The 25,840-nt window shown below is 34.1% G+C and carries 23 protein-coding genes and 1 tRNA gene; 9 read left to right on the forward strand and 15 right to left on the reverse strand.

The genetic code is table 11. From position 1 onward, the window contains the following. The first annotated feature begins 48 nt into the window (after positions 1–48). Positions 49–600 (forward strand): protein adenylyltransferase Fic, encoded by a 552-nt coding sequence (gene fic / locus FA045_RS11580; RefSeq protein WP_136877245.1) that lies wholly within the window; start codon positions 49–51, stop codon positions 598–600. 88 nt (positions 601–688) lie between these two features. Here fic and FA045_RS11585 read toward each other — a convergent pair whose 3' ends face one another. Beyond that, positions 689–1,354 (reverse strand): LysE family transporter, encoded by a 666-nt coding sequence (locus tag FA045_RS11585; RefSeq protein ID WP_136877246.1) that lies wholly within the window; start codon positions 1,352–1,354, stop codon positions 689–691. A 146-nt stretch (positions 1,355–1,500) separates the two neighbouring features. Further along, positions 1,501–4,302, reverse strand: a complete 2,802-nt coding sequence (gene uvrA, locus FA045_RS11590; protein ID WP_136877247.1) for an excinuclease ABC subunit UvrA — start codon at positions 4,300–4,302, stop codon at positions 1,501–1,503. Between the two features lie 263 nt (positions 4,303–4,565). Here uvrA and FA045_RS11595 point away from each other — a divergent pair, with 263 nt between their 5' ends. Both FA045_RS11595 and FA045_RS11600 read left to right on the forward strand, forming a co-directional pair. Then, positions 4,566–5,153 (forward strand): RNA polymerase sigma factor, encoded by a 588-nt coding sequence (locus FA045_RS11595; protein WP_136877248.1) that lies wholly within the window; start codon positions 4,566–4,568, stop codon positions 5,151–5,153. 481 nt (positions 5,154–5,634) lie between these two features. Then, entirely contained in the window at positions 5,635–5,826 is a 192-nt protein-coding gene (locus tag FA045_RS11600; protein WP_136877249.1) for a hypothetical protein, read from the forward strand. Between the two features lie 199 nt (positions 5,827–6,025). On the opposite strand, the gene FA045_RS11605 is transcribed toward FA045_RS11600, so the two are convergent. The 4 genes from FA045_RS11605 to FA045_RS11620 all read right to left on the reverse strand — a co-directional run bounded on the left by FA045_RS11605 (position 6,026) and on the right by FA045_RS11620 (position 8,897). Next, a complete protein-coding gene (locus FA045_RS11605) occupies positions 6,026–6,628 on the reverse strand; it encodes a cupin domain-containing protein (RefSeq protein WP_136877250.1) in 603 nt (200 codons plus the stop codon). Next, positions 6,625–7,062, reverse strand: a complete 438-nt coding sequence (locus FA045_RS11610) for an RNA polymerase sigma factor (protein ID WP_136877251.1) — start codon at positions 7,060–7,062, stop codon at positions 6,625–6,627. The genes FA045_RS11605 and FA045_RS11610 overlap by 4 nt, the downstream gene beginning before the upstream one ends. Before the next feature lie 99 nt (positions 7,063–7,161). Next, the gene (locus FA045_RS11615) at positions 7,162–7,812 is read right to left on the reverse strand and encodes a response regulator transcription factor (RefSeq protein WP_136877252.1); all 651 of its coding nucleotides are present in this window, start codon (positions 7,810–7,812) and stop codon (positions 7,162–7,164) included. 5 nt (positions 7,813–7,817) lie between these two features. Further along, complete coding sequence (locus tag FA045_RS11620) at positions 7,818–8,897, reverse strand: PAS domain-containing sensor histidine kinase (protein WP_136877253.1); 1,080 nt, start codon at positions 8,895–8,897, stop codon at positions 7,818–7,820. A 498-nt stretch (positions 8,898–9,395) separates the two neighbouring features. On the opposite strand from FA045_RS11620, the gene FA045_RS11625 reads away from it, so the two are divergent. Genes FA045_RS11625 through FA045_RS11635 form a run of 3 tightly spaced genes read left to right on the forward strand, consistent with a single transcriptional unit; the run spans position 9,396 to position 12,636 of the window. Beyond that, positions 9,396–11,603 carry an ATP-binding protein gene (locus FA045_RS11625; RefSeq protein ID WP_136877254.1) on the forward strand — a complete coding sequence of 736 codons (2,208 nt, stop codon included), beginning with the start codon at positions 9,396–9,398 and terminating at the stop codon, positions 11,601–11,603. Between the two features lie 3 nt (positions 11,604–11,606). Further along, on the forward strand, positions 11,607–12,029 hold the full coding sequence (locus tag FA045_RS11630) for a response regulator (RefSeq protein WP_225871329.1): 423 nt from the start codon (positions 11,607–11,609) through the stop codon (positions 12,027–12,029). A 13-nt stretch (positions 12,030–12,042) separates the two neighbouring features. Beyond that, a complete protein-coding gene (locus FA045_RS11635) occupies positions 12,043–12,636 on the forward strand; it encodes a biliverdin-producing heme oxygenase (protein ID WP_136877255.1) in 594 nt (197 codons plus the stop codon). An 89-nt stretch (positions 12,637–12,725) separates the two neighbouring features. On the opposite strand, the gene FA045_RS11640 is transcribed toward FA045_RS11635, so the two are convergent. Continuing rightward, positions 12,726–14,705 carry a M1 family metallopeptidase gene (locus tag FA045_RS11640; RefSeq protein ID WP_169305052.1) on the reverse strand — a complete coding sequence of 660 codons (1,980 nt, stop codon included), beginning with the start codon at positions 14,703–14,705 and terminating at the stop codon, positions 12,726–12,728. Between the two features lie 104 nt (positions 14,706–14,809). Beyond that, complete coding sequence (locus tag FA045_RS11645; RefSeq protein ID WP_136877256.1) at positions 14,810–15,532, reverse strand: hypothetical protein; 723 nt, start codon at positions 15,530–15,532, stop codon at positions 14,810–14,812. 180 nt (positions 15,533–15,712) lie between these two features. Here FA045_RS11645 and FA045_RS11650 point away from each other — a divergent pair, with 180 nt between their 5' ends. After that, positions 15,713–17,872, forward strand: coding sequence for a catalase (locus FA045_RS11650; protein WP_136877257.1), 2,160 nt, complete (start codon positions 15,713–15,715; stop codon positions 17,870–17,872). A 218-nt stretch (positions 17,873–18,090) separates the two neighbouring features. Here FA045_RS11650 and FA045_RS11655 read toward each other — a convergent pair whose 3' ends face one another. The 3 genes from FA045_RS11655 to FA045_RS11665 all read right to left on the reverse strand — a co-directional run bounded on the left by FA045_RS11655 (position 18,091) and on the right by FA045_RS11665 (position 20,215). Next, positions 18,091–18,561 (reverse strand): ankyrin repeat domain-containing protein, encoded by a 471-nt coding sequence (locus FA045_RS11655; protein ID WP_136877258.1) that lies wholly within the window; start codon positions 18,559–18,561, stop codon positions 18,091–18,093. An 80-nt stretch (positions 18,562–18,641) separates the two neighbouring features. Continuing rightward, the gene (locus FA045_RS11660; RefSeq protein ID WP_136877259.1) at positions 18,642–19,799 is read right to left on the reverse strand and encodes a zinc-dependent alcohol dehydrogenase; all 1,158 of its coding nucleotides are present in this window, start codon (positions 19,797–19,799) and stop codon (positions 18,642–18,644) included. A 68-nt stretch (positions 19,800–19,867) separates the two neighbouring features. Further along, positions 19,868–20,215 carry a Spx/MgsR family RNA polymerase-binding regulatory protein gene (locus FA045_RS11665; protein WP_136877260.1) on the reverse strand — a complete coding sequence of 116 codons (348 nt, stop codon included), beginning with the start codon at positions 20,213–20,215 and terminating at the stop codon, positions 19,868–19,870. Between the two features lie 203 nt (positions 20,216–20,418). Here FA045_RS11665 and FA045_RS11670 point away from each other — a divergent pair, with 203 nt between their 5' ends. After that, positions 20,419–21,921: a sensor histidine kinase gene (locus FA045_RS11670; RefSeq protein WP_136877261.1), complete on the forward strand. Its 1,503-nt coding sequence runs from the start codon at positions 20,419–20,421 to the stop codon at positions 21,919–21,921. 32 nt (positions 21,922–21,953) lie between these two features. Further along, the gene (locus FA045_RS11675; protein WP_136877262.1) at positions 21,954–22,649 is read left to right on the forward strand and encodes a LytR/AlgR family response regulator transcription factor; all 696 of its coding nucleotides are present in this window, start codon (positions 21,954–21,956) and stop codon (positions 22,647–22,649) included. Between the two features lies 1 nt (position 22,650). Here FA045_RS11675 and pth read toward each other — a convergent pair whose 3' ends face one another. The 4 genes from pth to FA045_RS11695 form a co-directional block, all read right to left on the reverse strand. Further along, positions 22,651–23,211 (reverse strand): aminoacyl-tRNA hydrolase, encoded by a 561-nt coding sequence (pth, locus tag FA045_RS11680; RefSeq protein WP_136877263.1) that lies wholly within the window; start codon positions 23,209–23,211, stop codon positions 22,651–22,653. Positions 23,212–23,857: 646 nt separating this feature from the next. Beyond that, complete coding sequence (locus FA045_RS11685; RefSeq protein WP_136877264.1) at positions 23,858–24,439, reverse strand: 50S ribosomal protein L25/general stress protein Ctc; 582 nt, start codon at positions 24,437–24,439, stop codon at positions 23,858–23,860. A gap of 98 nt (positions 24,440–24,537) precedes the next feature. After that, the gene (locus tag FA045_RS11690; RefSeq protein WP_136877265.1) at positions 24,538–25,479 is read right to left on the reverse strand and encodes a ribose-phosphate pyrophosphokinase; all 942 of its coding nucleotides are present in this window, start codon (positions 25,477–25,479) and stop codon (positions 24,538–24,540) included. Positions 25,480–25,549: 70 nt separating this feature from the next. Further along, positions 25,550–25,620: transfer RNA gene (locus FA045_RS11695), tRNA-Gln, on the reverse strand. Between the last annotated feature and the right edge of the window lie 220 nt (positions 25,621–25,840).

Genomic DNA, 25,840 nt, shown 5'->3' on the forward strand with positions numbered 1-25,840 from the left:
ATTTCAATACAATTGTTTTGGTTTGATATTCAATGGTTAAAAATTGAGATGAAAAATATAGATAAATTAAGTTTAGAAAACGCCTATCGTTTATTTGAAACCAAAACGATAGATAGTTTTGAAATAGGCACATATAAAGGATTGCAACAAATCCACCTCTATTTATTTAACGAGCTATATGATTTTGCAGGCAAAGTACGCACTAAAAACATTTCAAAAGGCGGATTTAGGTTTGCTACAGCCCTTTATTTAGAAGAGGGATTAAATAAAATCGAGCAAATGCCAGAAAACACTTTTGAAGAAATTATCGAAAAATATGTAGAAATGAATATTGCTCACCCTTTTATGGAGGGTAATGGCCGAACGATGCGGATATGGCTAGATCTGATACTGAAAACCAAACTTAAAAAAGTGGTTGATTGGCAGTTTGTAGATAAATTTCTTTACTTACAAGCAATGGAAAGAAGCCCTATAAACGATTTAGAGATAAGAACTTTATTAGCTAGTAATTTAAGCGATGATATCAACAATCGAGAGCTCATTTTTAAAGGCATAGAGCAATCGTATTACTATGAAGGCTATCAGAAAGATGATGATTAATTTATTGATTTAAGGTGAGACACACACCTGATACAATTATCATTTGAAGAAAAGATAATTTCTTAATTCATCTAAGCAGAAATAAAATTTACCCCCACCAATGAAACTGAATACCTAATTGTTTTACAATTAAATATAAGGCCAAAACCCATAAAAATATAGCTATTGATTTATTGATTAACAGGCTACTCAATGCAAACTTTTCTTGAATGTATTTGGCAAAATGCGCATAACCATATAAGGCCAATGCAGATCCCATACCAGAGCCTAAACTAAAAATAACCAAAGAAAGATAGTCTATCTCAATCCACTCGTGCAAAATAATGTAGTTACCAAAAAACAACCAAAAAGGAATTTGTACGGGATTTAAAACGCCTAACAACATCCCATAAAAAACACTTCCTCTTTTACTTCTGTTATCTTCTGCTTTAGTTTTAGGCAACTTTTTGCGATTTACCCAAGTTACTGTGCCCATCACAATAAACAGCATAATCATAAATACATCTACGTATGTACCTAATCTAACTTCACTTACACTTGCATCTAAACTAACATCACTCACTATCCACCGGGCAAAACGCATCATTCCGAATGTAAAAAATACTTCTACGATAGAAAACGAAAGTATAAAGTATAATGCTTGGCGCATACCCTTATTTATGGTAAGTTGAGCCACAGTAAGGTTAATATTACCTGGCGGAATATAACCCATGGCATTTAATAAGATGCCTATAATTAAGGTTAGCAAGAGCATACTTTGCGAAGATAGTTATTTAAATTATACCTTGTTAGTGATAGATTTTATTGATGATTTATCGCTAAAAAAATTTGGTTGATAAGATGATAATTAGCTTTTGTTTGTTACACCTAAACCAAATATATTCTTTAAATGGTAAATAATTATTTTAAATGTGTTTTTAAAAACTGGCCAGTATAAGATCCTTTAACTTTTAATAAATCTTCTGGTTTACCTTCAAAAACTATATTCCCACCTTTATCTCCACCTTCTGGACCAATGTCAATTACCCAATCGGCACATTTAATCATATCCATATTATGCTCAATAACCAAAATGGTATTGCCTTGTTCAATTAACGTATTTAAAGCTTTTAAAAGCTTCTTAATATCATGAAAATGCAACCCAGTAGTTGGCTCATCAAAAATGAACATGGTTTTTTGAGCATTATTGCCTTTAATTAAAAATGATGCTAATTTTATCCTTTGTGCCTCGCCGCCAGATAAGGTATTTGATGATTGCCCTAAGTGTACATAGCCTAAACCAACATCTAACAGTGGATTTAATTTTTGCAAAATTTTCGGCTCATTTTTAAAGAATTCTACCGCTTCTTCGATGGTTAAATCTAAAATATCAGCAACGTTTTTATCCTGATAAGTAATGTCTAAAACTTGCTGTTTAAACCTTCTTCCACTACATGTTTCGCAAGGCAAATAAATATCTGCCATAAACTGCATCTCAATTTTAACTTCACCTTCGCCTTGGCAAGTATCGCATCTGCCACCTTCCACGTTAAAAGAAAATGCTGCAGGCTTTAAGCCACCTGCTTTTGCGGCTGGTAATGCCGAAAACAAAGCCCTCACATCATCCCAAGCTTTTACATAGGTTACGGGATTTGAACGTGAAGAACGGCCTATCGGATTTTGATCGACCATTTCTACCTGGCTAACCAAATCTATATTACCAAAAATACCATCGTAACTTCCTGTTTGTTCGCCTGCATAATTACCAATAGCCTTCTGCAAAGCAGGATACAAGATTTTTTTTACCAAGCTCGTCTTTCCAGAACCAGATACACCACTAACACAGGTAAAAACACCCAAAGGGAATTTTACATCAATATTTTTTAAGTTATTTTCTCTGGCTCCCTTAATCACGATATGATCTTTCCAACCTCTTCTTTTTAATGGAATAGCGATTTCTTCTTTGCCAGCTAAATACCTACCCGTTAAAGATTTATCATCTATAATAATCTCCTCGTAAGTACCGCTAAAAACTAAATTTCCGCCATGCGTGCCCGCTTCTGGACCAATATCTATGATGTAATCCGCAGCTTTCATCATCTCTTCTTCATGCTCTACAACCAAAACCGTATTACCTACGTTTCTAAGCGATGTTAAAACTTCAATTAGTTTATGGGTATCTCTCGGATGTAAACCAATGCTAGGCTCATCTAAAACGTAAATTGAACCAACTAAACTACTTCCTAAAGATGTTGCCAAATTAATCCGCTGACTTTCGCCACCTGATAGTGTATTTGATAGTCGATTTAAAGTTAAATAACCTAAACCAACATTATTTAAGTATAAAATTCTACTGGTAACCTCTGCCAATAACCGTTTAGAAATTTTTACCTCAGTTTCTGAAAGCTCTAACTTTTCGAAAAATGGCAAAATTGTAGATAATGGCATTAAAACCATATCTAAAATAGATTTTCCGCTAATTTTAACATAACTCGCATCTTTACGCAAGCGTGTGCCTTTACAATCTGGGCAAACTGTTTTTCCGCGGTATCGCGAAAGCATTACACGGTACTGAATTTTATAGGTTTGCTCTTCTAACTCTTTAAAAAAGGCATCTAAACCAGCAAAGTATTTATTGCCTGTCCAAATTAGGCGCTGTTGTTTTTCAGTTAATTCGCTATAAGAGCGATGAATTGGAAAATCAAATTTATCTGCGTTTTTAATAAATTGCTTTAACCATTCGCCCATTTTTTCGCCACGCCATGGGGCAATCGCATTATCATACAAACTTTTGCTCTTATCAGGAATAACCAAATCTTCGTCAATGCCAATTACATTTCCATAACCTTCGCAACGTTTACAAGCACCATAAGGATTATTAAAACTGAAGAAATTTGGCGTTGGTTCTTCAAACTTAACACCATCTAATTCAAAACGATCGCAGAAAAAGGTTTGCTTACCTTCGTGCTCTACAAAACAATCGCCTTTGCCTTCAAAAAATGCGGTTTGTACCGAATCAGCAATGCGACTTAAAGTTTCTTCTTCTTCGTTAACAACAATACGATCTATTAAAATTCTTATGGTTTCTGTATCGGTAAGCTCTACATCTTTAATAGCTTCATCTTCTAGTAAATCTTCAATCTTTGCTATTTTATTTTTAAAATAAACACGCAAAAAGCCCTTTTGCAGCAAAACAGCCAATTCTTCTTTAACAGAACGGTTATTATGTGGGTGTAACGGACAAAATATGGTTACAACGGCATCATTACCTAAACTGATAATAAAATCCACCACTGTGGTAACGGTATCTTTTTTAACAACAGCACCAGAAACTGGCGAATAGGTTATACCAATTCTTGAGAAAAGTAGTTTAAGGTAATCGTAAATTTCGGTACTTGTACCTACAGTTGAGCGTGGATTTGAAGTAATTACCTTTTGCTCAATAGCAATTGCCGGAGCAATGCCTTTGATGTAATCAACATCAGGTTTATTCATACGGCCCATAAACTGACGGGCATAAGATGATAAACTCTCTACATAACGGCGCTGACCTTCGGCATATAAAGTATCAAAAGCCAAGGAAGATTTTCCAGAGCCAGACATACCGGTAATAACCACTAATTTATTTTTCGGAATAGCTACATCAATATTTTTTAAATTGTGTACCCTTGCCCCTTTTATGATGATATGTTTGTGTGGATCTTTCTCTATTTCCTTACTCATGAACCGCCTTGTAGCTATAATATTTAACAACTTCAAATTTACGAAAATGGTTTCAACCAAGCTCTATATTATCTGTGATTTACAAAATTTTACATTTTTTAACATATTTATTATTGGATTGTCAAAAAAAAATCCGTCATTTGAATTTATAACTCACACAAGTTAGAAACCAACATCTTAAAAACAAGGAGAAAAGCTATAGATTAAAACAGCTACTTATTTATTATTTAATAAAAAAAGAAGAGTTTTTTATACGCACTCCTATGAAAATACAACAGTATAGTGATCAGGATTTGGTGAAGTTATATCTTGACGGAGAAGAATCAGTATTAGAAGAATTACTCCGCAGGCACAAATCAAAAATTTATACCTCAATATATTTATTGGTAAAAGACCAATACCTTGCCGAAGACATTTTTCAAGATGCCTTTATCAAAGTAATTAACACGCTTCGTAGCGGTCGCTATAACGAAGAAGGTAAATTTTTGCCTTGGGTTATGCGTATTGCGCATAATTTGGTTATCGATTATTTTCGCCGAGAAAAGCGAGCACCAGTAATTACTAGCGCTGATGGAACAGATGTTTTAAACCTCATTCAAATTCACGAAGAAAGCGCCGAAGATAGAATGTTACGTGAACAAACACATATAGATTTGCGAGCCATGATTCACCTTTTACCCGATGAACAAAAAGAGGTTTTAATTATGCGCCATTATGCTGATTTAAGTTTTAAAGATATTGCAGATTTAACTGATGTGAGTATTAATACCGCTTTGGGGCGTATGCGATATGCACTAAGTAATTTGCGCAAAATGATGAATGTAAAAGAAGTGAGCACCAGAAATTCTTAAATCCTCACTCCCAGCTTTTGATTTTTAAAAAATAACATCAATAACGTGGTCGATTTTTTCGATGTATAAATTAAAATAGATTTTCTACTACGTTTAAACTGACAAAAAAATCTATTTTACTATTCAGGTGCTAACCATTTTTCTTTTTTTGAAAAACAGTGTTACAAGCTTTTGGCTAATTTAGCCCCGCCAATGCTACTCCCGAAAAAAACGGGATTCGCGTTTGTCGGGTTTATATTACAAAAGTAAATGCTTATGGCTAATTACAACAGCATCACGCCAAAACTACAGCAACAAAAATGTGACAAATTAATTTTTGGCGATTTATAGTGGTTTAAATAGTTTTTAAAACGTTTTAGTGTAACAAGTTGTTAAGTGAAAGTACTTTATCCAACGAAAAGTTATTATTTTAAAACTGTAATAAAATAAAGCGAACATAACCAACGTTAAATCACTAAAAACTAAATATATTTTTTTGCGTATGACAAAAACCTCTACTTCAACTAACCTTGTCAGTTCACCAAATGTACAGCCTTCACAAATAGCTGCTGCAGAGGCAGAACAACAAGATGAACTGTTTTATAACAGTATTAAGCCACAACTTGATCAGCTCGTAAAAAATCCATCTGATGAAACTATCAGTAAGATTTTAGCTCACTCAAGAAACAAGTAATTACAAAGCTTTCCAGAAACGGAAAGCTTTTTTTGATTTTAGATACTGTTCAAAAATGATCGGTTTGATTTTATAACTAAGTTTGGTATTTGTGGGCACTTCTCAGGGCTATGTGCCATATCATTTATCTCCAAAAACAAACAATTTAGTCTTTCGAAATTTAAACGGTTTCTTTTCGAATTAAATAAATATCTAAAATTTAAGTTAAGACTTTTAAACGCTGCAAAATAGCTGTAACCTGTTTGCTTTTTAAAATTACATCATGCGGCTCGTGCAAAGGTATCTCCATAAAATCTCCAGGGCCCATAAAACGAGATTTTCCACTTACTATGCATTCGCAATTGCCTTGTAAAATCAAGAAACTTTCATGCTCATCTTCATGTATTTCTTCAGGTATGTTTATTTCTGAAACAACCAACACTTGCGTAATTTGATCATTATGTTGCAACACTTTATTAAAAATGCCATCAGTTAGTTGTACAGGTTTAACTTGCTCAAGCAAAGGCATCCAATTAAGGTAATTAGAATGTTGATTGATTACTGGAAGTTGGCTAAGGCTAATTTCTTTTTCGATTGTTAAATTTTTAACAATCTCTAGCATATCATTTTCTAGTTTTTTACTAGGTTGTATAGCATTGGCATTTGCATAATGTTCTAAAGCATTTTCTATCGCCAAAACTTCTTGCTTAAGTATTGGATATACCTTTAGCATTCTTTCCACACCTAATTTCTCATCAGGAGAAAGTAAATCTAAAACATAAAGTTCTAAAATTCCGCTAGCTATGTAAGGCTGTAAATTCAAGATATATTATTTTGTTTGCGTTTTAATTCAACTCTTAAACCCGATGAAACTTCTGCTAATGATAAATTCATGATTTTAGCTGTTTCTATTAAACTTAAGCCTTTATTTACAATGAGGTCTAATATAGTATTTAAATGAATAGGTTTTAAAGGTTTTGTTGATAGTTTTTGCTGATGCGATTTTGCCAAGTTTCTTGCAATTTGCATTAAGTGGGTAAATACGCAAAGCATGTTTAATTTATTGCATTTTATATCATTGCATAATTTATAAATGGTATTTTTCAATAATTCGTTTGCCAAGGCCTCGTCATTAACAATTCTGAAAATTATTCCATAAATAGCAGAGCCATAACTTGCTATGATCTCTTTACAGCCAGAGTGATGATTATCTTTTATCAATTTAATGATGTGATGGTCTTTATAACCTTTTAACATATCAGCGTTATAAACTTATTGAACAGAAACTCTCTTAGCAACTGAACAGTTTAAATTCTATATTGTTTATCACACTGTGATATATTTAGTTTAATTGTGTTAAAGACCTATATAACCATGCAAAATTGCATACTTTATTAAAGCCGCAGAGTTTTTTGCCCCAGTTTTATCTAAAATAGATTGCCTAATTCCTTCAACTGTTCTTTTACTCAAGAAAAGTAAATCAGCAATTTGTTGATTGGTTAAACCTTCGGCCATTAAATCCATCACACTGATTTCTCTATCAGAAAATGAAATTTTCCTTTGATCATCTTCGTTAATACCTATTTGTTTATGGTAGCGTTCTAATACCTGAATAACCAATTCTGACGCAAAATAGCGATTGCCTTTCATCACTGTATTAATGGCAAATAAAACTTCATCAACATCAATATTTTTTGATAAATAAGCATTTGCACCTGCCCTAAACGCAGCAGTGCTATGTTTTTCATCTTCTAACATAGACAATACAATTACAGGAATAGTTATATTTTTCTCCCTCAATTGCGCAATCATTGTAATTCCATCAGTATCGGGCATCATCACATCAGTAATAATCAGATCAACCTTTGGTTTACTATCTAATAATGAAAATAACTCATTAGCACATGTTACTTCGGCTATTACTTTCATGTTTTCGTATTTACCTAACAATGCCGCAAGTGAGGATAACATGATTTGCTGATTTTCTACAATTACTATTCTAATCATGATTTTCAGTCCTTTGGCAATTCGATATAAAATTTAGACCCCTTACCTTTTTCGCTCTCAAACCAAATTTCGCCATCGTGTAGTTTTACTATTGTTTTAATGATGTTCATTCCTAAACCACCTGAGTTCTCTCCTATTAACCCAAGCTTTAATTTTTTTGTTTCCAATGCAAACAGATTTGGTTTTTGCTCTTCGGCTATACCTATGCCATTGTCTGCTACCGCTACTACCACTTTATTATCGCTATCCATTACAGATAATTCTATAGTCCCGTTTAGCGATGTAAATTTTATCGCGTTAGATATTAAGTTATTGATCACCTGCATAAACTTCATTGTATCAAGCATGAGGTGAATTTTATCATGCGAACTCGTAAAACGAAAATCTCTAATATCACGTAAATTAGATCTTCTGTAAAAACGAATAAGATCTTCTAATTCCCAAACAACCTCGGTTCGCTCTTTTTTAAGCTCAATTACACTTGATTTTACAAATTCTTTATTAATTAAGCTTCTTACTAATTTTATATTTCGCTCACACATCTCTTTGATGAAAGAAATTGAGGTAATCATTTCATTATTTCCACTCAATGCAACTTCATTCTCCATAGAACTTGCAGCTAAACGGATCATCGCCAGTGGCTCTTTTAAATCGTGCGAAAGCACCTCAAGCATGATATTTTTATGCGCATTAATTTGCTCAATGTGTATTTTATTGTGTCTATCTATGGTTGTGTCTTCGGCGGTGCCACAAATAAAATACATGTCGTTTTCTAAATATGAAAAAACAGAAAACCGTACAAACTTTTCTTTATGGTTAAATTCTAAACGTATTTCGTATTTCTTTTCGTGAAATTGATTTAGGCATTCGTTAAAACAATTGATTGCGTGTAACCTGTCCTCGGGATGTACAAACTCGATTAAATTCGTTATATAATTATTAATCTCTTGTCCAGGAATTTCTAACAAATTACTTAATCCATTATTACTGTATATAAAGCTTTTAGTGGTTAAATTAAATATAAAATATCCGTCATCAGACTGTTCTGCAATTTTAATAAACAACTCATCATTAGACATTTTCATAAACTTTTGTGTATTAAACTTTGTATTCAAATCAAACAAATCATTAACAGTTAAAGTTTTACCATTTAAAACTTTTAAGAATATTTAAACTATTTACAAAATTGTAATTTGATTCCTTGTATTAACCTTTAGTTAAAAACGACGTGAATTTAGCGCCAATTTTAATCACTTTACTTTATTTAGGAATAATTGAGTATTTATACACTAAAAATTACGGCATATACTTTTTATTTAAAATGAAAAATGAAGTTTAAAATAACCATTTAAAAAACTGAAGAATTTAAAATCACCTTTGCGCATGAGCAAAATTAAGCATTATTATATCGCATAAATTTATACAGTAGATTGCTCGCTATTTAAGCCAATTAAAAAATATAATCTATTGAAAATCAATTAATACTCTAAAATGTTGTAACTTTATACAAGCCCACAATTATATCATTACTAATTGTTTTTTAAAATATGATATTTTTGCAGAGTTTACCCTTAAAATACATAATGCATTCTATTGACCTTACAAACTGTGACCGGGAACCAATTCACATCCCAGGAAAAATTCAGTCACATGGCTTCCTTTTGGCGGTCAATTCTCAAAATTTTAACATTACTTACGCTAGCGAAAACCTTGTTAATCATTTAGGAGAAAGCGCTACAGCCTTATTAGATCAGCCATTACAAAATCTTATCGACCTTTTAGCTAACCTTGGTGTAGAAATTGAACTTGAAGCTATACTAGCCCTTGGCAAAAGTCAGGGATTTGACCTAATTAATCCATATAAGTTAACTATTAAAGGCAATCCATATTATTTAATTTTGCATCGCTCTGCAGAAAATTACATTTTGGAGTTTGAGATTGCCACATTGCAATACGATGTGCAACATATTATTGGTAAATCTGTAGCAGAAATACTTTTAAACCGATCATTAAATGGCTTACTTGAAAAAGCCGCTGCCGAAGTTAAAAGGCTAATTGAGTATGATCGGGTAATGATTTATAAGTTTCAGGAAGATGGGCATGGCGAAGTAGTTGCAGAGGAAAAGAATGAAGAATTAGAGCCATTTTTTGGTTTACATTACCCTGCTTCAGACATCCCAAAACAAGCGAGAGAGTTGTATAAACTTAACATGACACGCATTATTGCTGATGTTTATACAGAAAGTGCTGCAATTGCAACTTTTAATAACGATGCTCCACTAGATTTGACACATTCTACATTAAGAGCGGTTTCGCCAATCCATATTCAATATTTAAAAAATATGGGTGTGGCAAGTAGTTTTAGCATTTCACTTTTGTTAAACGGTGAGCTATGGGGCCTAATTGCTTGTCATAATTATAGCCCTAAATTTATTGATTACAAGGCACGAGAAGGTTGCAAATTGATCGGTAATATTTTATCCTCGGCATTAGAGTTTAGGGAAGCCGAATTTAACAATGAAAATGACCAAGTTTACCAAACTGCTGTTGATGCACTTTCTGAACAATTAGAAAGCGATCCTGAAATTATTAGCGCATTAACTAAACACAAAACCAATTTACTTGATGCAAATAGTGCAACAGGTGTAGCCATTATTTACGAAAAGAAGATTTATACTTTAGGCCAAACTCCTGCAATGGAGCAATTAGAACCACTCATTAATTGGCTAAAACTTACGATGAATGATTCTATTTATTACACTCATCAACTATCAGCTCATTACAAACCGGCCTTATCTTTTGCCAAAACAGCGAGTGGCATTATTGCTTGCCTATTGTCTAAAAGCATGGGAGAACTAATTATTTGGTTTAAGCAAGAAACTTTAGCAACGATGTATTGGGCCGGAAACCCAGAAAAGCCAGTTGAAAAAAGTGAGGTTGGAATGCTAAATCTATCGCCTAGAAATTCTTTTGAGAGCTTTACAGAAATTGTAAAAAACACCGCTCCAAAGTGGTCAACTTCTGAAATTAATGGAGCGCTTAAACTCAGAGAAAAAATTACCAATACCATTAACAAAAGAGCAGACGAAATACGCCTTTTAAATGAACGCCTAAAACTTGCTTACGAGGAACTAGACACTTTTAGTTACACCATCTCCCACGATTTGAGAACGCCATTAACAGCAATTAAAAGTTATACTGAACTATTTTTAGCTAGAAACAAAAATATTGAGGACAAAAATGTTCAACTTTTAGATAGAGTGTTAGTTGGTGCAGATAAAATGCGTTTTTTAATTGATGAAATTTTAAAACTTGCTCGGGTAGGCAGAGCCGATATAGAACTGGCTCATATCAATGTACAAGAAATGATTAACGACATTTGCCAAACCGTTGTTTCTGCTTATAAAGCAGATCATATGAGCATTGAAATTGGCAATTGCCCAGCAATTGACGGAGATACTATACTCATTAATCAGGTGTTTACTAATATCATTTCTAATGCTGTTAAATACTCTACAAAATCAATAAACCCAACAATTACCATTAATGGAGAGGAAGTTAATGGAGAAATTATTTATAAAATAGCTGATAATGGCATAGGAATTGAAGTGGATAACCACGACAAGGTATTTGAGCTTTTCAGACGGATGGAAAACGTAAAAGATTTTGAAGGTACTGGTGTTGGGCTTGCAATTGTTAAACGCATTGTAGAAAGGCACAACGGTAGGATATGGTTTGAAAGCGAACTTGACAAAGGAACAACATTTTATCTGTCATTTAAAAAATTGTAAAAGATGATGAGCACGCCTGATATATTTTATGTAGAAGATGATCCAGATTATGCGTTTATTTTGCAAACAGCAATTGGTGAGATACAGGAAGAACTTAAACTAAGCATAGTTGAAGATGGAAGGGATGCTATTGACCAATTACGATTGTTTTCTGACGAAAAAAACTTGCCAAAATTAATCTTACTTGATTTAAACTTACCAGGATTATCAGGACTGGATATTTTAAAAACCATTAAAGAGATGCCTCATTTAAAATATATTCCTGTTATCCTTTTTTCTACCTCTGATAATCCTCAAGATGTTAAAGCATCTTACGAGTTTGGCGCTAATGCTTATGTAACCAAACCCGATGGTTACAACAACCTATTAACTTGTTTAAAAACCATGCATGAGTTTTGGTTTTTACAAAACCGCGGACTTAATTAATTATATCTTTTAATTGACACTACAAGAAAAGCTAAAAGCACATACCCAAAGTTTGCATAATGAACTTGAGCAGCAAATGTTCGTTAATCAAATCATGCAAAAGACACTAAATATAGAACAATACAAACAACTAGTTTCTTGTAACTACCTGGTTCATTGGCATCACGAAGATGAGATTTTCGACAAGCTTTCGATAGAAATTGCTGATAAAATTGGTGTCCATAAGCGGAAAAAGTTACATTCTTTATCTTTGGATGTAGATCAAGTTGGCTTAAAAAAACAACAATTAGAACAAATAAACATAACTAAGCTAGCGCTCAAAAATGAATATGCGGCTTTAGGTGCAATGTATGTTTTAGAAGGTGCCACATTAGGTGGAAGTGTAATTATTAAGCAACTTCGCTTAAATCCAAATTTCCCTGAAACATTTAATTTTAGCTATTACGGCATTTATGGTAAAGAGTTAATCCCTAATTGGCAAGAGTTTTTGTGTCATTTAAATGCTTTACCTGCCGATAGCAATTATGATGTTTTAGCAGGTGCTGAGCAAATGTTTAATGAAATTTTAAATGTTGCAGAGCGATTAAAGAATATTGAGTTAAGTTGAGATTTTATTAGTGCAAACTCAACTATTTTATTGCAAAAAAGCCTCACTAAATTTAATTTTAGTGAGGCTTTATAATTTAAGCATTGTTTCTAATTACCTGCTTTCCAAGTATTATTATCCGGATTTCCATCTGGAAGAACTTTCTCAGGATCTATATTAACTTCAACTATTTCTTCGGTAGTTGCATAACGAACTAACCAAGAGGTATTTTTCATCCAAACATCTACAGGTACTTTAACAATTTCTGTTTTACCACTTTTGGTTTTTACCTCCAAAATAATCGGCATTGGCATTTTCTCTAAATTTTTAACTTGTATGGTATATGCGGCTAATTTTCCATCTACTTTAACTTCCTTAACATCACCAATTGCTTGATCATTTTTCCAGCTGTTTAAAAACCAACTTCTCCAAAACCATGATAAATCTTCGCCAGCAGCATTTTCCATCGATCTAAAAAAATCGTATGGAGTTGGGTGTTTGTAAGCCCAATTTTTAATGTATTCTTTAAAAGCGTAATCAAAACGATCAGCTCCCAAAACTTGATTTCTTAAAATATCTAAACCCCAACCTGGTTTACTGTATAAGTTTACGCCAATATTTGCTTCGGTCATACCATCAGGTATTAACATGATGTTTTCATAACGAGGATTACCAATTACTGCTTTACCAATAGCATGCATATTCATCGGACGCTCTTTGTACTCGCCATTATTAAATTCTTCTGATGATAAACCATTAATGAAAGTATTAAATCCTTCATCCATCCAACCGAATTTACGTTCGTTAGAACCTACAATCATCGGAAACCATGTATGACCAAACTCGTGATCAATCACGCCCCAAGCACTTCCTTTTTTAGCTGTCCAACCACAAAACACAATACCAGGATATTCCATACCACCAATATTAGTAGCCACATTAATAGCCATTGGGTAAGGGTATTCGAACCATTTTTTAGAGTAATGTTCGATAGAAGCTTTAACATATTCTACACCTCTACCATAAGAATCCATTCCATTACTTTCTACCGGATGAGCAGAAACAGCAAGCGATTTTTTCCCGCTAGGTAAATTGATACGAGCAGCATCTAATACAAATGCTTTTGAAGAAGCCCAGGCTGCATCACGTGCATTTAAAATTTTAAACTTCCAAGTTAATTTATCTCCTGCTGGGCGAGATTTTGGATCTAATACTTCTGCTTCAGAACGAATATGAACTGTGGCATCACTAGATTTAGCAGCATTCCATCTTTTAAGTTGTTCTGCTGTAAATACATCTTGCGGATTTAATAATTCTCCAGAACCCAATACAATATGGCTTGCTGGTGCTGTAACAGCATAGGTTATATCGCCAAATTCGCAATAAAACTCACCCCCACCCCAATAAGGCAAAGTATTCCATCCAATTACATCATCATAAACAGACATACGTGGAAACCATTGAGCAATCGCGAATATCTCCCCATTTTTAGTTGTCAAATGACCAGTTCTATCAGAACCTTCTTTTGGCAAAATATAAGAGTAATCCATTTTTATGGTAATTACATCTCCTCCCGGCGACATAGGTTGATCTAATCGAATTTGCATTCTTGTATCTTCAACCAAAGAAGTAAACTGAACTGTACCCGCTTTTTTAGCAACGCTGATGTTGCTTATTTTATAACCCGCATCAAATTTTTCGCCATGCGCACCATAGCGGCTTCTTGCTGGGGTAATCATGTAACCACGTGAGGTTTCTTTAAAAGTATTTTGATCTAATTGTAGCCAAACAAAAGGTAATTTGTCTGGACTATTATTTTTATAGGTAATTGTGATAGAACCACTAACCATATTCTTAGTCTCATCTAAATTAGCCGTGATATTATAATCAACTCTGTTTTGCCAATATTTAGCACCTGGCGCACCGCTTGCAGAACGATATTCATTTCCATTTTGAGTATAAAACAATGGCCCAAATGCATCTGAAGGATCATAGTTTGTAGCTGGAGCTGTGGTTTGAGCAAAACTTGCAAATGTAAAAGAACACATTGCAACAACCCCTAAAAGAGTTTTAGTTATAAATTTATGCATATATAGATTTTTTGTTAAAGTTAAACGGTATGAAAATATTTCCAAATAAATCTGTATTAATGTTACTCTATATGGTTGCAGCAACAATAAAGAAATAGGATAATTTAATTTACAGATTTAGGCTTTACTAATGATGGTAATTTTCTTTGGCTTAATGGTAATTTTACCCAAGCTCGATAAGCTCTTGCCGTATGATAAGCGTAATTAAACGGCCGCTCAGCCTTAACTTCTTGTACTGTTGGCCTGTACATTATTAAAAAATCCTTTATTCCAGGACCTTCAAATTTAACCAACGATTTAACATACTCTTCATTAAAATTACTCCTAATTTCATCTTGGTACATTTCATCCTCTTCAAGTTGTTGTACTTTAACCTGATCGCGTCTATATTTTCCATAGCCTAAGTTAAGGCGTAAACCTCCTCTTTCTTTCGAGTAATCTACAGCTTTTGTTGCTTGTTTATTATCTGGATTACCTAAGTTACCCAACAGCGGAGAAATCTTAACTCCATTAATGTCAACAGCCTTTAAATTATTTACCTCAACCCTTAAATATACATTTTTAGGAAACAATTTAGTTAAGTAAACCGTGTCTGTTTGATAACCAGACATCCCAAAAGAAACCAAATCTCCTATTTTGGCAGCTATTGCAAAGTGCCCATCTTTATCAGATAATGCAAATGAATTGGTTGTTAAATTCTTTACTGTTGCACCTTGTATTTTAATTGATCTATTGTCGTGATCAAAGATATCGCCAGTAAGCATACCCTGTGCAAATGACAATAGTGGTAATGATAGAAATAGGAAGATGAATAACTTCTTGTACATGTTCAAATTTAATGCTCTTTTAGCTTCAGCCCTGCTATTTAACAAAATTTAACAATAGTATGAAGAAAACGATTCCTCAGACAAGTGCAAAATTTTAAGGCATCAAAAATTAATATCAATATATTATAAAACATTAAAATTTTATGAGTGTTACCTTGTTATTAAGCAATGTATAAACCTATGGCAAAAAAACCAATTAACCCAAAAGATAGTGCAGTTAATGATAGTGAAAAAATAAAAAAATTAGCAGCGCATTATGCTGATGCAAGTAATCAGAATATGACAACCAACCACGGAGTTTGCATTAATGATGATCAAAATTCTTTAAAAGCTGGCGATAGAGGCGCAACTTTATTAGAAGACTTTATTCTAAGAGAAAAAATTACCCATTTTGATCATGAAAGAATTCCTGAACGTGTAGTACATGCTAGAGGTTCTGGAGCTCATGGAGTTTTTAAACTTTATAAAGCAATACCAGAGTTAACAAAGGCGCAATTTTTGAACGATACGGAGATAGAAACACCTGTTTTTGTTCGTTTTTCTACAGTAGCAGGCTCAAAAGGTTCATCAGATTTAGCAAGAGATGTAAGAGGATTTGCCGTTAAATTTTACACACAAGAAGGAAATTTTGATTTGGTTGGCAACAATATGCCAGTTTTCTTTATCCAAGATGCCTTGAAGTTTCCTGATTTAATTCATGCTGTTAAACCAGAGCCAGACAATGAGATGCCACAGGCAGCAAGTGCGCATGATACTTTTTGGGATTTTATATCATTAATGCCAGAATCAAGCCACATGGTAATGTGGGCAATGAGTGATAGAGCTTTGCCCAGAAGTTTGCGGATGATGGAAGGTTTTGGCGTTCATACTTTTAGATTTATCAACGAAAAAGGTGAATCTAATTTTGTAAAATTTCATTGGAAACCATTATTAGGCGTACACTCGGTAGCTTGGGATGAAGCGCAAAATATTTCGGGAAAGGATCCAGATTTTCACCGAAGAGATTTGTGGGAAGCCATACAAAACGGCGATTTTCCAGAATGGGAATTTGGTGTACAGATTTTAGCAGAGTCTGATGAACACAAATTTGATTTCGATTTATTAGATCCAACGAAGTTGATACCAGAAGAATTAGTGCCGGTACAGCGCATCGGTAAATTAACTTTGAATAGAAATACCGATAACTTTTTCGCCGAAACTGAGCAAGTGGCTTTTCATGTTGGGCATGTAGTGCCGGGTATAGATTTTACAAATGACCCATTAATGCAAGGCAGATTATTTTCTTATACTGATACTCAGCTATTGCGTTTAGGTGGGCCGAATTTTCATGAAATACCTATCAACAGACCAATTGTACCAGTGTACAATAACCAACGTGATGGTTTAATGAGACAAACCATAAACAGAGGTAAAGCAAGTTATAATCCTAATACCACAGGCAATAATGATCCGGCACAAGTAAAAGCAGCAGATGGTGGTTTTACAAGTTATAACGAACGAGTTGATGCAAGAAAAGTAAGGGCAAGAAGCAAAAGCTTTTTCGATCATTTTTCTCAGGCAAAATTATTTTACAACAGCCAATCTCAAGCAGAAAAAAATCACATTGTGGATGCCTTGCGCTTTGAATTAGGCAAGGTTAAAACCATTGCTATTCGTGAGAAAATGATTGAGCGATTAACTCAAATTGATGGAGATTTAGCACAAAAAGTTGCAACTGCATTGGGCTTAAAAGTTCCTACTGAATTAACTCAACCTGTTAATCATAGTATTCCTGCAGATGGAAATCCAGAAGATTACCAGCCCATAGAAGTTAAAAGTAAACTAAAAACTTCTGAAGCTTTAAGTATGCAAAACACCATTAAAGATAGCATTAAGACCAGAAAAATTGCCATTTTAGCAGCTGATGGAGTAAATGAAAAATCTTTAAATGAAGTTAAGCAAGCCTTATTAGCCGAAGGAGCTGCTGTTGAAATTATAGCGCCGAAGTTAGGAAATATTCAATCTGACAAAGGAACTGCTTTGCCGGTGGATGAAAGCTTAGTGACAGCTGCATCTGTTTTTTATGACGCTGTATATGTACCTGGCGGAAAACAAAGTGTGGCAACATTGGCGACTGAACCGGATGCCATTCATTTTTTGAACGAAGCCTTTAAACATTGCAAAGCAATTGCAGCAGACGAAAATGCGAAACAGGTGATTAATGAAACCTATTTTGCTTCCTCTGTAAATGAGGATGGTATAATTATTGGGAATAACAAAGATTTAGCAACAAAATTTATTAAAGCCATAGCCCAACATCGTTTTTGGGATAGGGAAAAGGCGAGAAAAGTTCCTGCATAGTAAAACAAAAGAGACTGTATCAGAAGTTAATATCAAATACTGATAACGGAATTAAATTTTGTCAGTCTGAGCGTAGTCGAAGACCTTTTAGTGCGCTTCGACTACGCTCAGCGTGACAGTATGTAAAATTAAATTTGGTTAGTTTTTTAAAAAAATGATTTATGATACAGCCTCTTTTGCTTTATCATCTTTTGCAGATTAAAATGAACATTTTTACCCTAAGCCTCTAACAACTCCAGTGCTTCTTCATTACCTTGTTGTGCAGCTAAATCCGCTGCAGTTAAACCTCTGGCATCGCAAATTGTGGTATCGGCACCATGTAATAATAAAAGCTTAACCAAATTATTTCTTCCAAACATTGCAGCAAACATTAAAGCTGTACCGCCATTGCCGTGCTGTAAATTTAAATCTGCTCCATTTTCTATTAAAAGTTCTGCTATTTCTGGATAACCTTTAAAGGCAACACCCATTAAAGCTGTATTTCCTCCTAAATCTCGAGCATTAACATCAGCATCATGCTCAATTAAGAGTTTTGCTGCTTCAATCCGGTTATTATAACAAGCGATAATTAAGGGTGTAAAACCTTTATCGTCATTTATATTTACATCAGGTTTACCTTTTAACATCTCGTTAAGCACGTCTAAATCTCCTGTTCGTGCAGCGTGGTGCATTAATTCTTTTTCTAACATACAAATGTTGATTTATTGAATTTTAATAAAAAGCCATTGCAACTTTGGCAATGGCTTTAAATGATAACAAAAAAATGTAATTAAGGTTTTAAAACAACTTTAACACAATCGTCTTGCTTTTCATCAAAAATTTTATAACCATGTACTGCCTCTTCTAATGGCAAGGTATGTGTAATGATATCATCTAGCACTACTTTATCTTCTTTAACCAATTCAATTAATTTATCGATATAGTTTAAAACTGGTGCTTGCCCTTGTTTAATGGTTATTCCTTTATCAAAAATTCGGTGCAAAGGAAAATTATCATAGGTAGAACCATAAACGCCAACAATTGAAACTGTTCCCATTCTTCGCACTGCTTCAAAACACATGTCTAAAACTTTCATCGATCCTTTTTCGAAATTGATGGTTGCTTTCAGTTTATCTACAAAACTTCTTTCAGGTTCAAATCCGCAAGCTTCTACACAAACATCAGCTCCTCTTCCGCCAGTCATTTCTCTTATGGCTTCTACAATATCCACTTTGTGCGGATTTAAAGTATCTACATTGTTTACTGCCTTTGCTTTTGCCAATCTATAGTCTAAAGGGTCGATAGCAATAACTCTACTTGCACCATTTATCCAAGCTGCTTTTTGAGCCATTAATCCAACTGGACCTGAACCAAAAATAGCAACTACTTCGCCACCTTTAAGTTGTGCCCAATCTAAAGCCGACCATCCCGTTGGGAAAATATCAGTTAAAAATAAAGCTTGGTCATCTGTTAAATTCTCTGGAACTATCCTCGGACTGATATCTGCATAGGGCACACGAACATATTGTGCTTGTCCGCCAGAATAACCACCATACAAATCGGTATAGCCAAATAAAGCGGCACCTTTTTGATCCATCATATTTCCATTCGGACCATAGTTTTTATAATTAGAATTTTCGCAGGCTGGTGAAGCTTCGTGGTTGCAGAAAAAGCATTCGCCACAAGCGATAGGAAAGGGAACTACCACACGGTCGCCTCTTTTTAAATTGGTAATTGCAGAACCAACTTCTTCTACAATACCCATAAATTCATGACCCATAATTAAAGGGTCTTTTTGCGGAACTGCACCACTTAAAATGTGCAAATCGGAGCCACAAATAGCTGTTGAAGTAACTTTTAAAATTACATCTCTTGGCTCTAAAATAGTTGGATCTGGTACGGTATCTACTCTGATATCGCCTGGTTTGTGAAATACTGCTGCTTTCATAGTATAGGGTTTTAAGATTGATAAACCTGGAACACCCTATATTTTTTTATGTTTAATTTTTCTAAAATCTATTTTAAAACTTCTTGGTAATTCTGCTCATTAAAGCTTATTAAAATTGGCTTATCATTTTGCGCTACAATTGGGCGTTTTATGGCACTTGTGTTTTGCATTAAATAACTAATTGCGCTATCGGGAGTATTTATTTCGGCTTGTTGCTCTTTAGTTAATTTTTTAAAAGTTAAGCCATTTTTATTGATCACCTTTTCCCAACCAAAAGCATTAAACCATTCGGTTAGCTTCTCGGCAGTAACACCTTTTTTCTTAAAATCATGAAATTCGAAATCTATTTGATTTGCTTTTAACCAATCGAGCGCTTTTTTTACTGTGTTACAATTAGGAATGCCGTATACAACCATGTTAATTTTAGATTTTAGATTTACGAATTACGATTTTGAAGATGCAAACCTAATTTATCTCCATCAATATTTAAAGGCTAAAAGGCCAAATTTTCAGAATTAAACCTAATATTACAAATTCATCACATTTTTTGTAGGGTTGGTCACATTTTAATTGCTACAAACTTTAAAGGTGGTAAAATTGCAGTATCAAAATTAAACTAATGAAACAAAAAGATTTACAAAAAGTAGAGTTTTGGATATCAACTATCCTTTATAGCATAGCCATTATTGTATTGATATCAAACACTGGAGATAGAAGAAATCCAAATGAATTTTACTATTTCAGAGAAGAAAATATTTCATTTTCATACTTCTATAATTATTTTTTACCAAAGCTGTTTCAGTATTCTGTGATCTACTTCGGTTTTCTCTCTATCAATTTTTTAATTATTCCCGCCTTAATAAAAAAACAGCAAAGCTCATTAAATAGCTTGCTACTTTTTGGATTATTTATCATGATGGGTGTGGTAATTAGCATCACTAAAACTTACAGCGAAGCTTATATTTTGGTGCGATATGATGATATTCAAGATGCCTACAATCGGATATTTTTTAATGGTTTTTCGACTTCTTTATGGACTATTATTGCTATTTCTGGTTATGTGTTATTAAAAGAATTTGTCATTTATTTAATAGCCGATCATAAAAAATCTGATAATATTCAAGACCAAATTAAAATTGATATAGGTTTTGGCTTAGCATTTTGGTTTGTTGGCTTATTGTTGTGGGTTACGGCTAGTGCGCCATTTCAAATCGTCATTTTATGGACATTAGTGATATTGGCGGCGATTGCATTAACCATTTACGCCATTTATTTTTATTTACCACACCACTATGCCAATAGCAAAAAATTTAGAAATTATTTTTGGCAAATGGTATTGATTAGCATTTTAGCCGCTATACCAGTTTCATTAATTACTGCATTAATGACAGGCGAGTCAGAATTAGCGGCTATTGTGCTTTGCTTTCATTTCCCAACGCAAATTATCATTACTTTACCATTAGCTTGGTATTTATATAAAAATAGATTGGCAAATAGCACCCAATTATTTACTTTAAAAACTGAATTAGGCAAATCTGATGCGAGTTTAAGTTTTTTGCAATCGCAGATTAACCCTCACTTTTTATTTAATGCCCTTAATACTTTATACGGAACAGCCCTGCAAGAAAATGCAGAAAGAACTGGAGAAGGCATACAAAAATTAGGAGACATGATGCGATTTATGCTCCATGAAAATGTTCAAGATAAAATTTCGTTAACCAGAGATGTAGATTATTTAGAAAATTACATCGCATTGCAAAAACTGAGAACTTCTCGTTCTGCCGATATTGTGATAGACACACAGATTGATGAGCAGTTAAATAATTTACAAATTACGCCCATGCTGTTAATTCCATTTGTAGAAAATGCGTTTAAGCATGGCATCAGTTTGCAACAGTCTTCGCACATTAAGGTTACTTTACAAACTAAAGAAAATACCTTATATTTTGATGTGCATAACAGTATCCATATTAAACCAGATAACGATCCAGAGAAATTGAAAAGCGGCATAGGCTTAGCAAATGTAAAACAACGCTTGGCATTGTTGTATCCTAACAGGCACGAGTTAATTATCCGCGAAAGCGCAAAAGAATTTTTTATACATTTAACAATACAGTTGTAAAAACTTAGTTTTGTTGAGCCGAAATAAATAAAATGATTGCCATAGCCATAGATGATGAACCCATAGCTTTAGATATAGTTGCAGCACACGCCAGCAAGGTTCCGTTTATTGAGCTAACCAAATCTTTTACCAATGCTTTTGAGGCAATAACTTACCTACAACAATACAAAGTGGATCTGATTTTTTTAGATATAAAAATGCCAGATATTAATGGTATAGATTTCTTAAAAGCTTTAAGTAAGCCACCAATGGTGATATTTACTACAGCTTACAGCGAACATGCTGTGCAAAGTTTTGAGCTAGATGCTGTTGATTACCTGCTAAAACCATTTTCATTAGCACGATTTTTAAAAGCCTGCAACAAAGCAAAAGAACTTTTCGATTTGCGCAATCAAGCTCCCCTAAGCAAAGCTGATTTTATTTTTGTAAAAGATGGCTATGAACAAGTAAAAGTATTGTTTAATGAAATTAAATATATCGAAGCATCTGGAAATTATACTCAATTTCATTTAACTGATGGAAAACTTTTAAGCTCGAGAATTACCATCAATGAACTGGTAGATTTGTTGCCTCATCAACAATTTATAAGAACGCATAGGGCGTTTATTATTGCCAAAAATAAAATTAGCAAATACGATAGGTCTCAGGTGTGGATCGGCGAACAAATTATCCCGATAGGAACAACTTATAACGATTGCTTGAACCCCAAACCCCTAAAGGGGCTTTAGTCTACTTATTAAACAGTGTCATCGTTTGGGCGGCGCCAATGGTTACAAAACTTTTAATCATGGTAACTCCCCTATTAATTAAAGTTGGCAGCTCTTTTTGTTCGTCTTTATCAAATAAACCCAAAACATAATCTGCTTGCTGCCCTTTTCTAAAATTATCGCTAATGCCGAAACGTAAACGAGCATAATTTTGTCCACCGCAAACTTCCTCAATGCTTTTTAAACCATTATGCCCAGCGCTACTGCCTTGCAATTTCATTCGTAATTTACCTAACGGAAGCGCTAAATCATCCACCAAAACCAATACGTTTTCTGGTGCTATTTTTAATTCCTTCATCCAATAATTTACTGCCTTACCACTTAGGTTCATAAATGTTGTTGGCTTAATTACATGCAATTTTTTGCCTTTATGACTTACTTCGGCATAATAAGCCAAACGCAACAGCTCAAAACTACCATCAAGATCCTTTACTAACTGATCGGCAATATCAAAACCTATGTTATGGCGTGTATGTGCATATTCTGGACCAATATTACCTAATCCGACGATGAGAAATTTCATTTTGCTAAGTTAAAAGCTTAAAGCTAAAAGACCAAAGACTAAAGCAGAAAGATGAAAGTCCTTGACCAATTATTAATGGTTTCACTTTTTTTTTCGAAAATTAGCGATAGCAGTTAATGGCGGCCTTTAGTCTCGTCATCCGCTTAATCTTCCCCTAAATCCCCAAAGGGGACTTTAGGTAAAGTATATCGCTGCCACTGGGTTTATAATGAGTGTGCTGTAGCCAGATTGCAACCTTAAAAAAAAGCGCTGATTTAATTTTTTAGCCCCGGGTGCAGCGATACCTCAATGTCCTCATTAAGTTAAGAAAAATTAACACGTTGGCGAGGACGCCAACATAAGAAACTTCCAGCGTTGGCGTCCCCGCCAACGCTTAACTTAATGAGATTGAGCGATACCCTGCAGCAAGTAGCTTTGCTACGCAGCGAAGCGTAAAGCAAAACACAGGAACAAACATTGTTACTTACACAAGCCTTGTGCTTCAAAAGGCGGAAACACTAATTACCAAAGCTAAATCAGAAGTTCTACAATATATTTGATCTTTAAAATCCTATAAATCCCAAAATCAAGATCAAAAAAAAGCGGTAAAGAATTTATTCTTTACCGCTCTATCTTGTAAATCAAGGAAATCCTAAAATTCTGCTAATTATTTACCTTTAGCTGCTTCAGTTTCTGCTTGTTTTAATGCTCTAGACATACCTACAGAAACGATTGTATCTTCTGGAGTGTTAGTTACAACATAATCCGCTTTTTGCAAATCGCGAACGCGGAACAAGTTTCCAACTTCTAATTTAGAAATGCTAACTTCTACCACTTGTGGCATGTGTTTAGGTAATGATTTTACGCGTAGTTTACGTAATTTCTGTACCAATTTACCACCCATTTTAACACCTGGAGACGTTCCAGTTAATTTAACAGGAATTTCCATTACAATTTCTTTCTCATCAAATAATTGAAGAAAATCTACGTGTAATAATAAATCTGTTAATGGATGATATTGCGCATCTTTAATGATAGCTTTTGTTTTATTACCACCAATAGTGATTTCTAAAAAGTTAGCTTCTGGAGTGTAAATTGCTTCGTTTAAATCAGTTCTTAATACAGAAAAGTGTACTTGTTCTTTACCACCATACAATACTGCAGGAACTTTACCTTCATAGCGAAGCTCTTTAGCATCGCGTTTCCCTACGTTCTCTCTTGGAGAACCGCTAATTGCGATTGTTTTCATTTTTGTTATATTTAAATTTGTAATTAAATTCTCTTTACCGTTTAGCGATTAGAGTTAAGCGTTCAAACCGCTTACCGCAATACGCTTAACGCTTAACCCTACACCTTAAACAGGTCACTTATCGAGCCATGCTCATTTACATTGGCAATTGCCTTTGCAAATAACTTAGCCGTACTTAGCACCTTAATTTTAGGGCTTTCTTGTTTTAATGGAATAGTATCAGTTACAATCAATTCTTCTAACATCGAATTCTCAATTGTTTCATACGCTTTGCCAGATAAAACTGCATGCGTACAAACTGCTCTAACACTATTTGCACCGTTTTCCATAATTAAAGCAGCTGCTTTAGCTAAGGTACCTGCGGTATCGCAAATATCATCCATCAATACAATATCTTGTCCGGTTACATCTCCAATAATCGACATAGATTCGATTTCATTGGCACGTAAACGACGCTTATCACAAATTACAACCTCTGCATTAAAAAACTTAGCAAAAGTACGAGCTCTGTAAGATCCACCCATGTCTGGCGAAGCAATGGTTAAGTTTTTTAACCCTAAGCTTTTAATGTAAGGCACAAAAATAACCGATCCATCTAAGTGATCTACCGGAATATCAAAGAAACCCTGTATTTGTGCTGCATGCAAATCCATCGTCATAATACGGTGGATACCTGCTGTTTTTAATAAATTTGCTACTAATTTTGCCCCAATTGCCACGCGTGGTTTGTCTTTTCTATCTTGGCGAGATAAACCATAATACGGAACAACTGCTGTGATGTAATGTGCAGATGCTCTTTTAGCGGCATCAACCATTAACAAAAGTTCCATTAAATTATCGCTAGGCTGATAGGTAGATTGAACCAAGAATACATCACTCCCTCTTATCGATTCATCAAAAGAAGGTTGAAACTCGCCATCGCTAAAGCGACTTAAAGTAACGCTTCCTAGTGGTTTGCCGTAAGCTTCGGCAATTTGTTTCGCTAAATCTTTTGTACCGCTTCCGGCAAAAATTTTAACTGGGTTAAATTGCAATGGCATGATTTGCGGGTATCAATGCTGGTTAAAAAAAATCGGATTGCGGTTTTATTCACAATCCGAAAAAAATTTGTTGCCCGACCAGGATTCGAACCTAGACAAACGGTACCAAAAACCGTTGTACTACCTTTATACTATCGGGCAATTTTCCACCACAACTGTTGTTCTGAAATGGAATGCAAATTTACGCTAATTTTTTATAGCTGCAAGTGCCAAGACAAAAAAAATTAAAATATTTTTCAAAGTTGGTTTTTAAGCCCGTTAAACCGTTAATATTTGTTAAAAGAGGTTAAATATTTCCAGTTATCTCAATCTATTTCTTTATTTTCGGCTGCATTTTTATGTGCTCATCAATTAAATTTTA

The sequence above is a fragment of the Pedobacter cryotolerans genome (assembly GCF_005116475.1).
GTDB lineage: Bacteria > Bacteroidota > Bacteroidia > Sphingobacteriales > Sphingobacteriaceae > Pedobacter > Pedobacter cryotolerans.

Bases quoted from the DNA above. Each gene is read 5' to 3' on its own strand.
- fic (WP_136877245.1), top strand. From the start codon at position 49: ATGAAAAATATAGATAAATTAAGTTTAGAAAACGCCTATCGTTTATTT.
- FA045_RS11585 (WP_136877246.1), bottom strand. From the start codon at position 1,354: ATGCTCTTGCTAACCTTAATTATAGGCATCTTATTAAATGCCATGGGT.
- uvrA (WP_136877247.1), bottom strand. From the start codon at position 4,302: ATGAGTAAGGAAATAGAGAAAGATCCACACAAACATATCATCATAAAA.
- FA045_RS11595 (WP_136877248.1), top strand. From the start codon at position 4,566: ATGAAAATACAACAGTATAGTGATCAGGATTTGGTGAAGTTATATCTT.
- FA045_RS11600 (WP_136877249.1), top strand. From the start codon at position 5,635: ATGACAAAAACCTCTACTTCAACTAACCTTGTCAGTTCACCAAATGTA.
- FA045_RS11610 (WP_136877251.1), bottom strand. From the start codon at position 7,062: ATGTTAAAAGGTTATAAAGACCATCACATCATTAAATTGATAAAAGAT.
- FA045_RS11615 (WP_136877252.1), bottom strand. From the start codon at position 7,812: ATGATTAGAATAGTAATTGTAGAAAATCAGCAAATCATGTTATCCTCA.
- FA045_RS11620 (WP_136877253.1), bottom strand. From the start codon at position 8,897: ATGAAAATGTCTAATGATGAGTTGTTTATTAAAATTGCAGAACAGTCT.
- FA045_RS11625 (WP_136877254.1), top strand. From the start codon at position 9,396: ATGCATTCTATTGACCTTACAAACTGTGACCGGGAACCAATTCACATC.
- FA045_RS11630 (WP_225871329.1), top strand. From the start codon at position 11,607: ATGATGAGCACGCCTGATATATTTTATGTAGAAGATGATCCAGATTAT.
- FA045_RS11640 (WP_169305052.1), bottom strand. From the start codon at position 14,705: ATGCATAAATTTATAACTAAAACTCTTTTAGGGGTTGTTGCAATGTGT.
- FA045_RS11645 (WP_136877256.1), bottom strand. From the start codon at position 15,532: ATGTACAAGAAGTTATTCATCTTCCTATTTCTATCATTACCACTATTG.
- FA045_RS11650 (WP_136877257.1), top strand. From the start codon at position 15,713: ATGGCAAAAAAACCAATTAACCCAAAAGATAGTGCAGTTAATGATAGT.
- FA045_RS11655 (WP_136877258.1), bottom strand. From the start codon at position 18,561: ATGTTAGAAAAAGAATTAATGCACCACGCTGCACGAACAGGAGATTTA.
- FA045_RS11660 (WP_136877259.1), bottom strand. From the start codon at position 19,799: ATGAAAGCAGCAGTATTTCACAAACCAGGCGATATCAGAGTAGATACC.
- FA045_RS11665 (WP_136877260.1), bottom strand. From the start codon at position 20,215: ATGGTTGTATACGGCATTCCTAATTGTAACACAGTAAAAAAAGCGCTC.
- FA045_RS11670 (WP_136877261.1), top strand. From the start codon at position 20,419: ATGAAACAAAAAGATTTACAAAAAGTAGAGTTTTGGATATCAACTATC.
- FA045_RS11675 (WP_136877262.1), top strand. From the start codon at position 21,954: ATGATTGCCATAGCCATAGATGATGAACCCATAGCTTTAGATATAGTT.
- pth (WP_136877263.1), bottom strand. From the start codon at position 23,211: ATGAAATTTCTCATCGTCGGATTAGGTAATATTGGTCCAGAATATGCA.
- FA045_RS11685 (WP_136877264.1), bottom strand. From the start codon at position 24,439: ATGAAAACAATCGCAATTAGCGGTTCTCCAAGAGAGAACGTAGGGAAA.
- FA045_RS11690 (WP_136877265.1), bottom strand. From the start codon at position 25,479: ATGCCATTGCAATTTAACCCAGTTAAAATTTTTGCCGGAAGCGGTACA.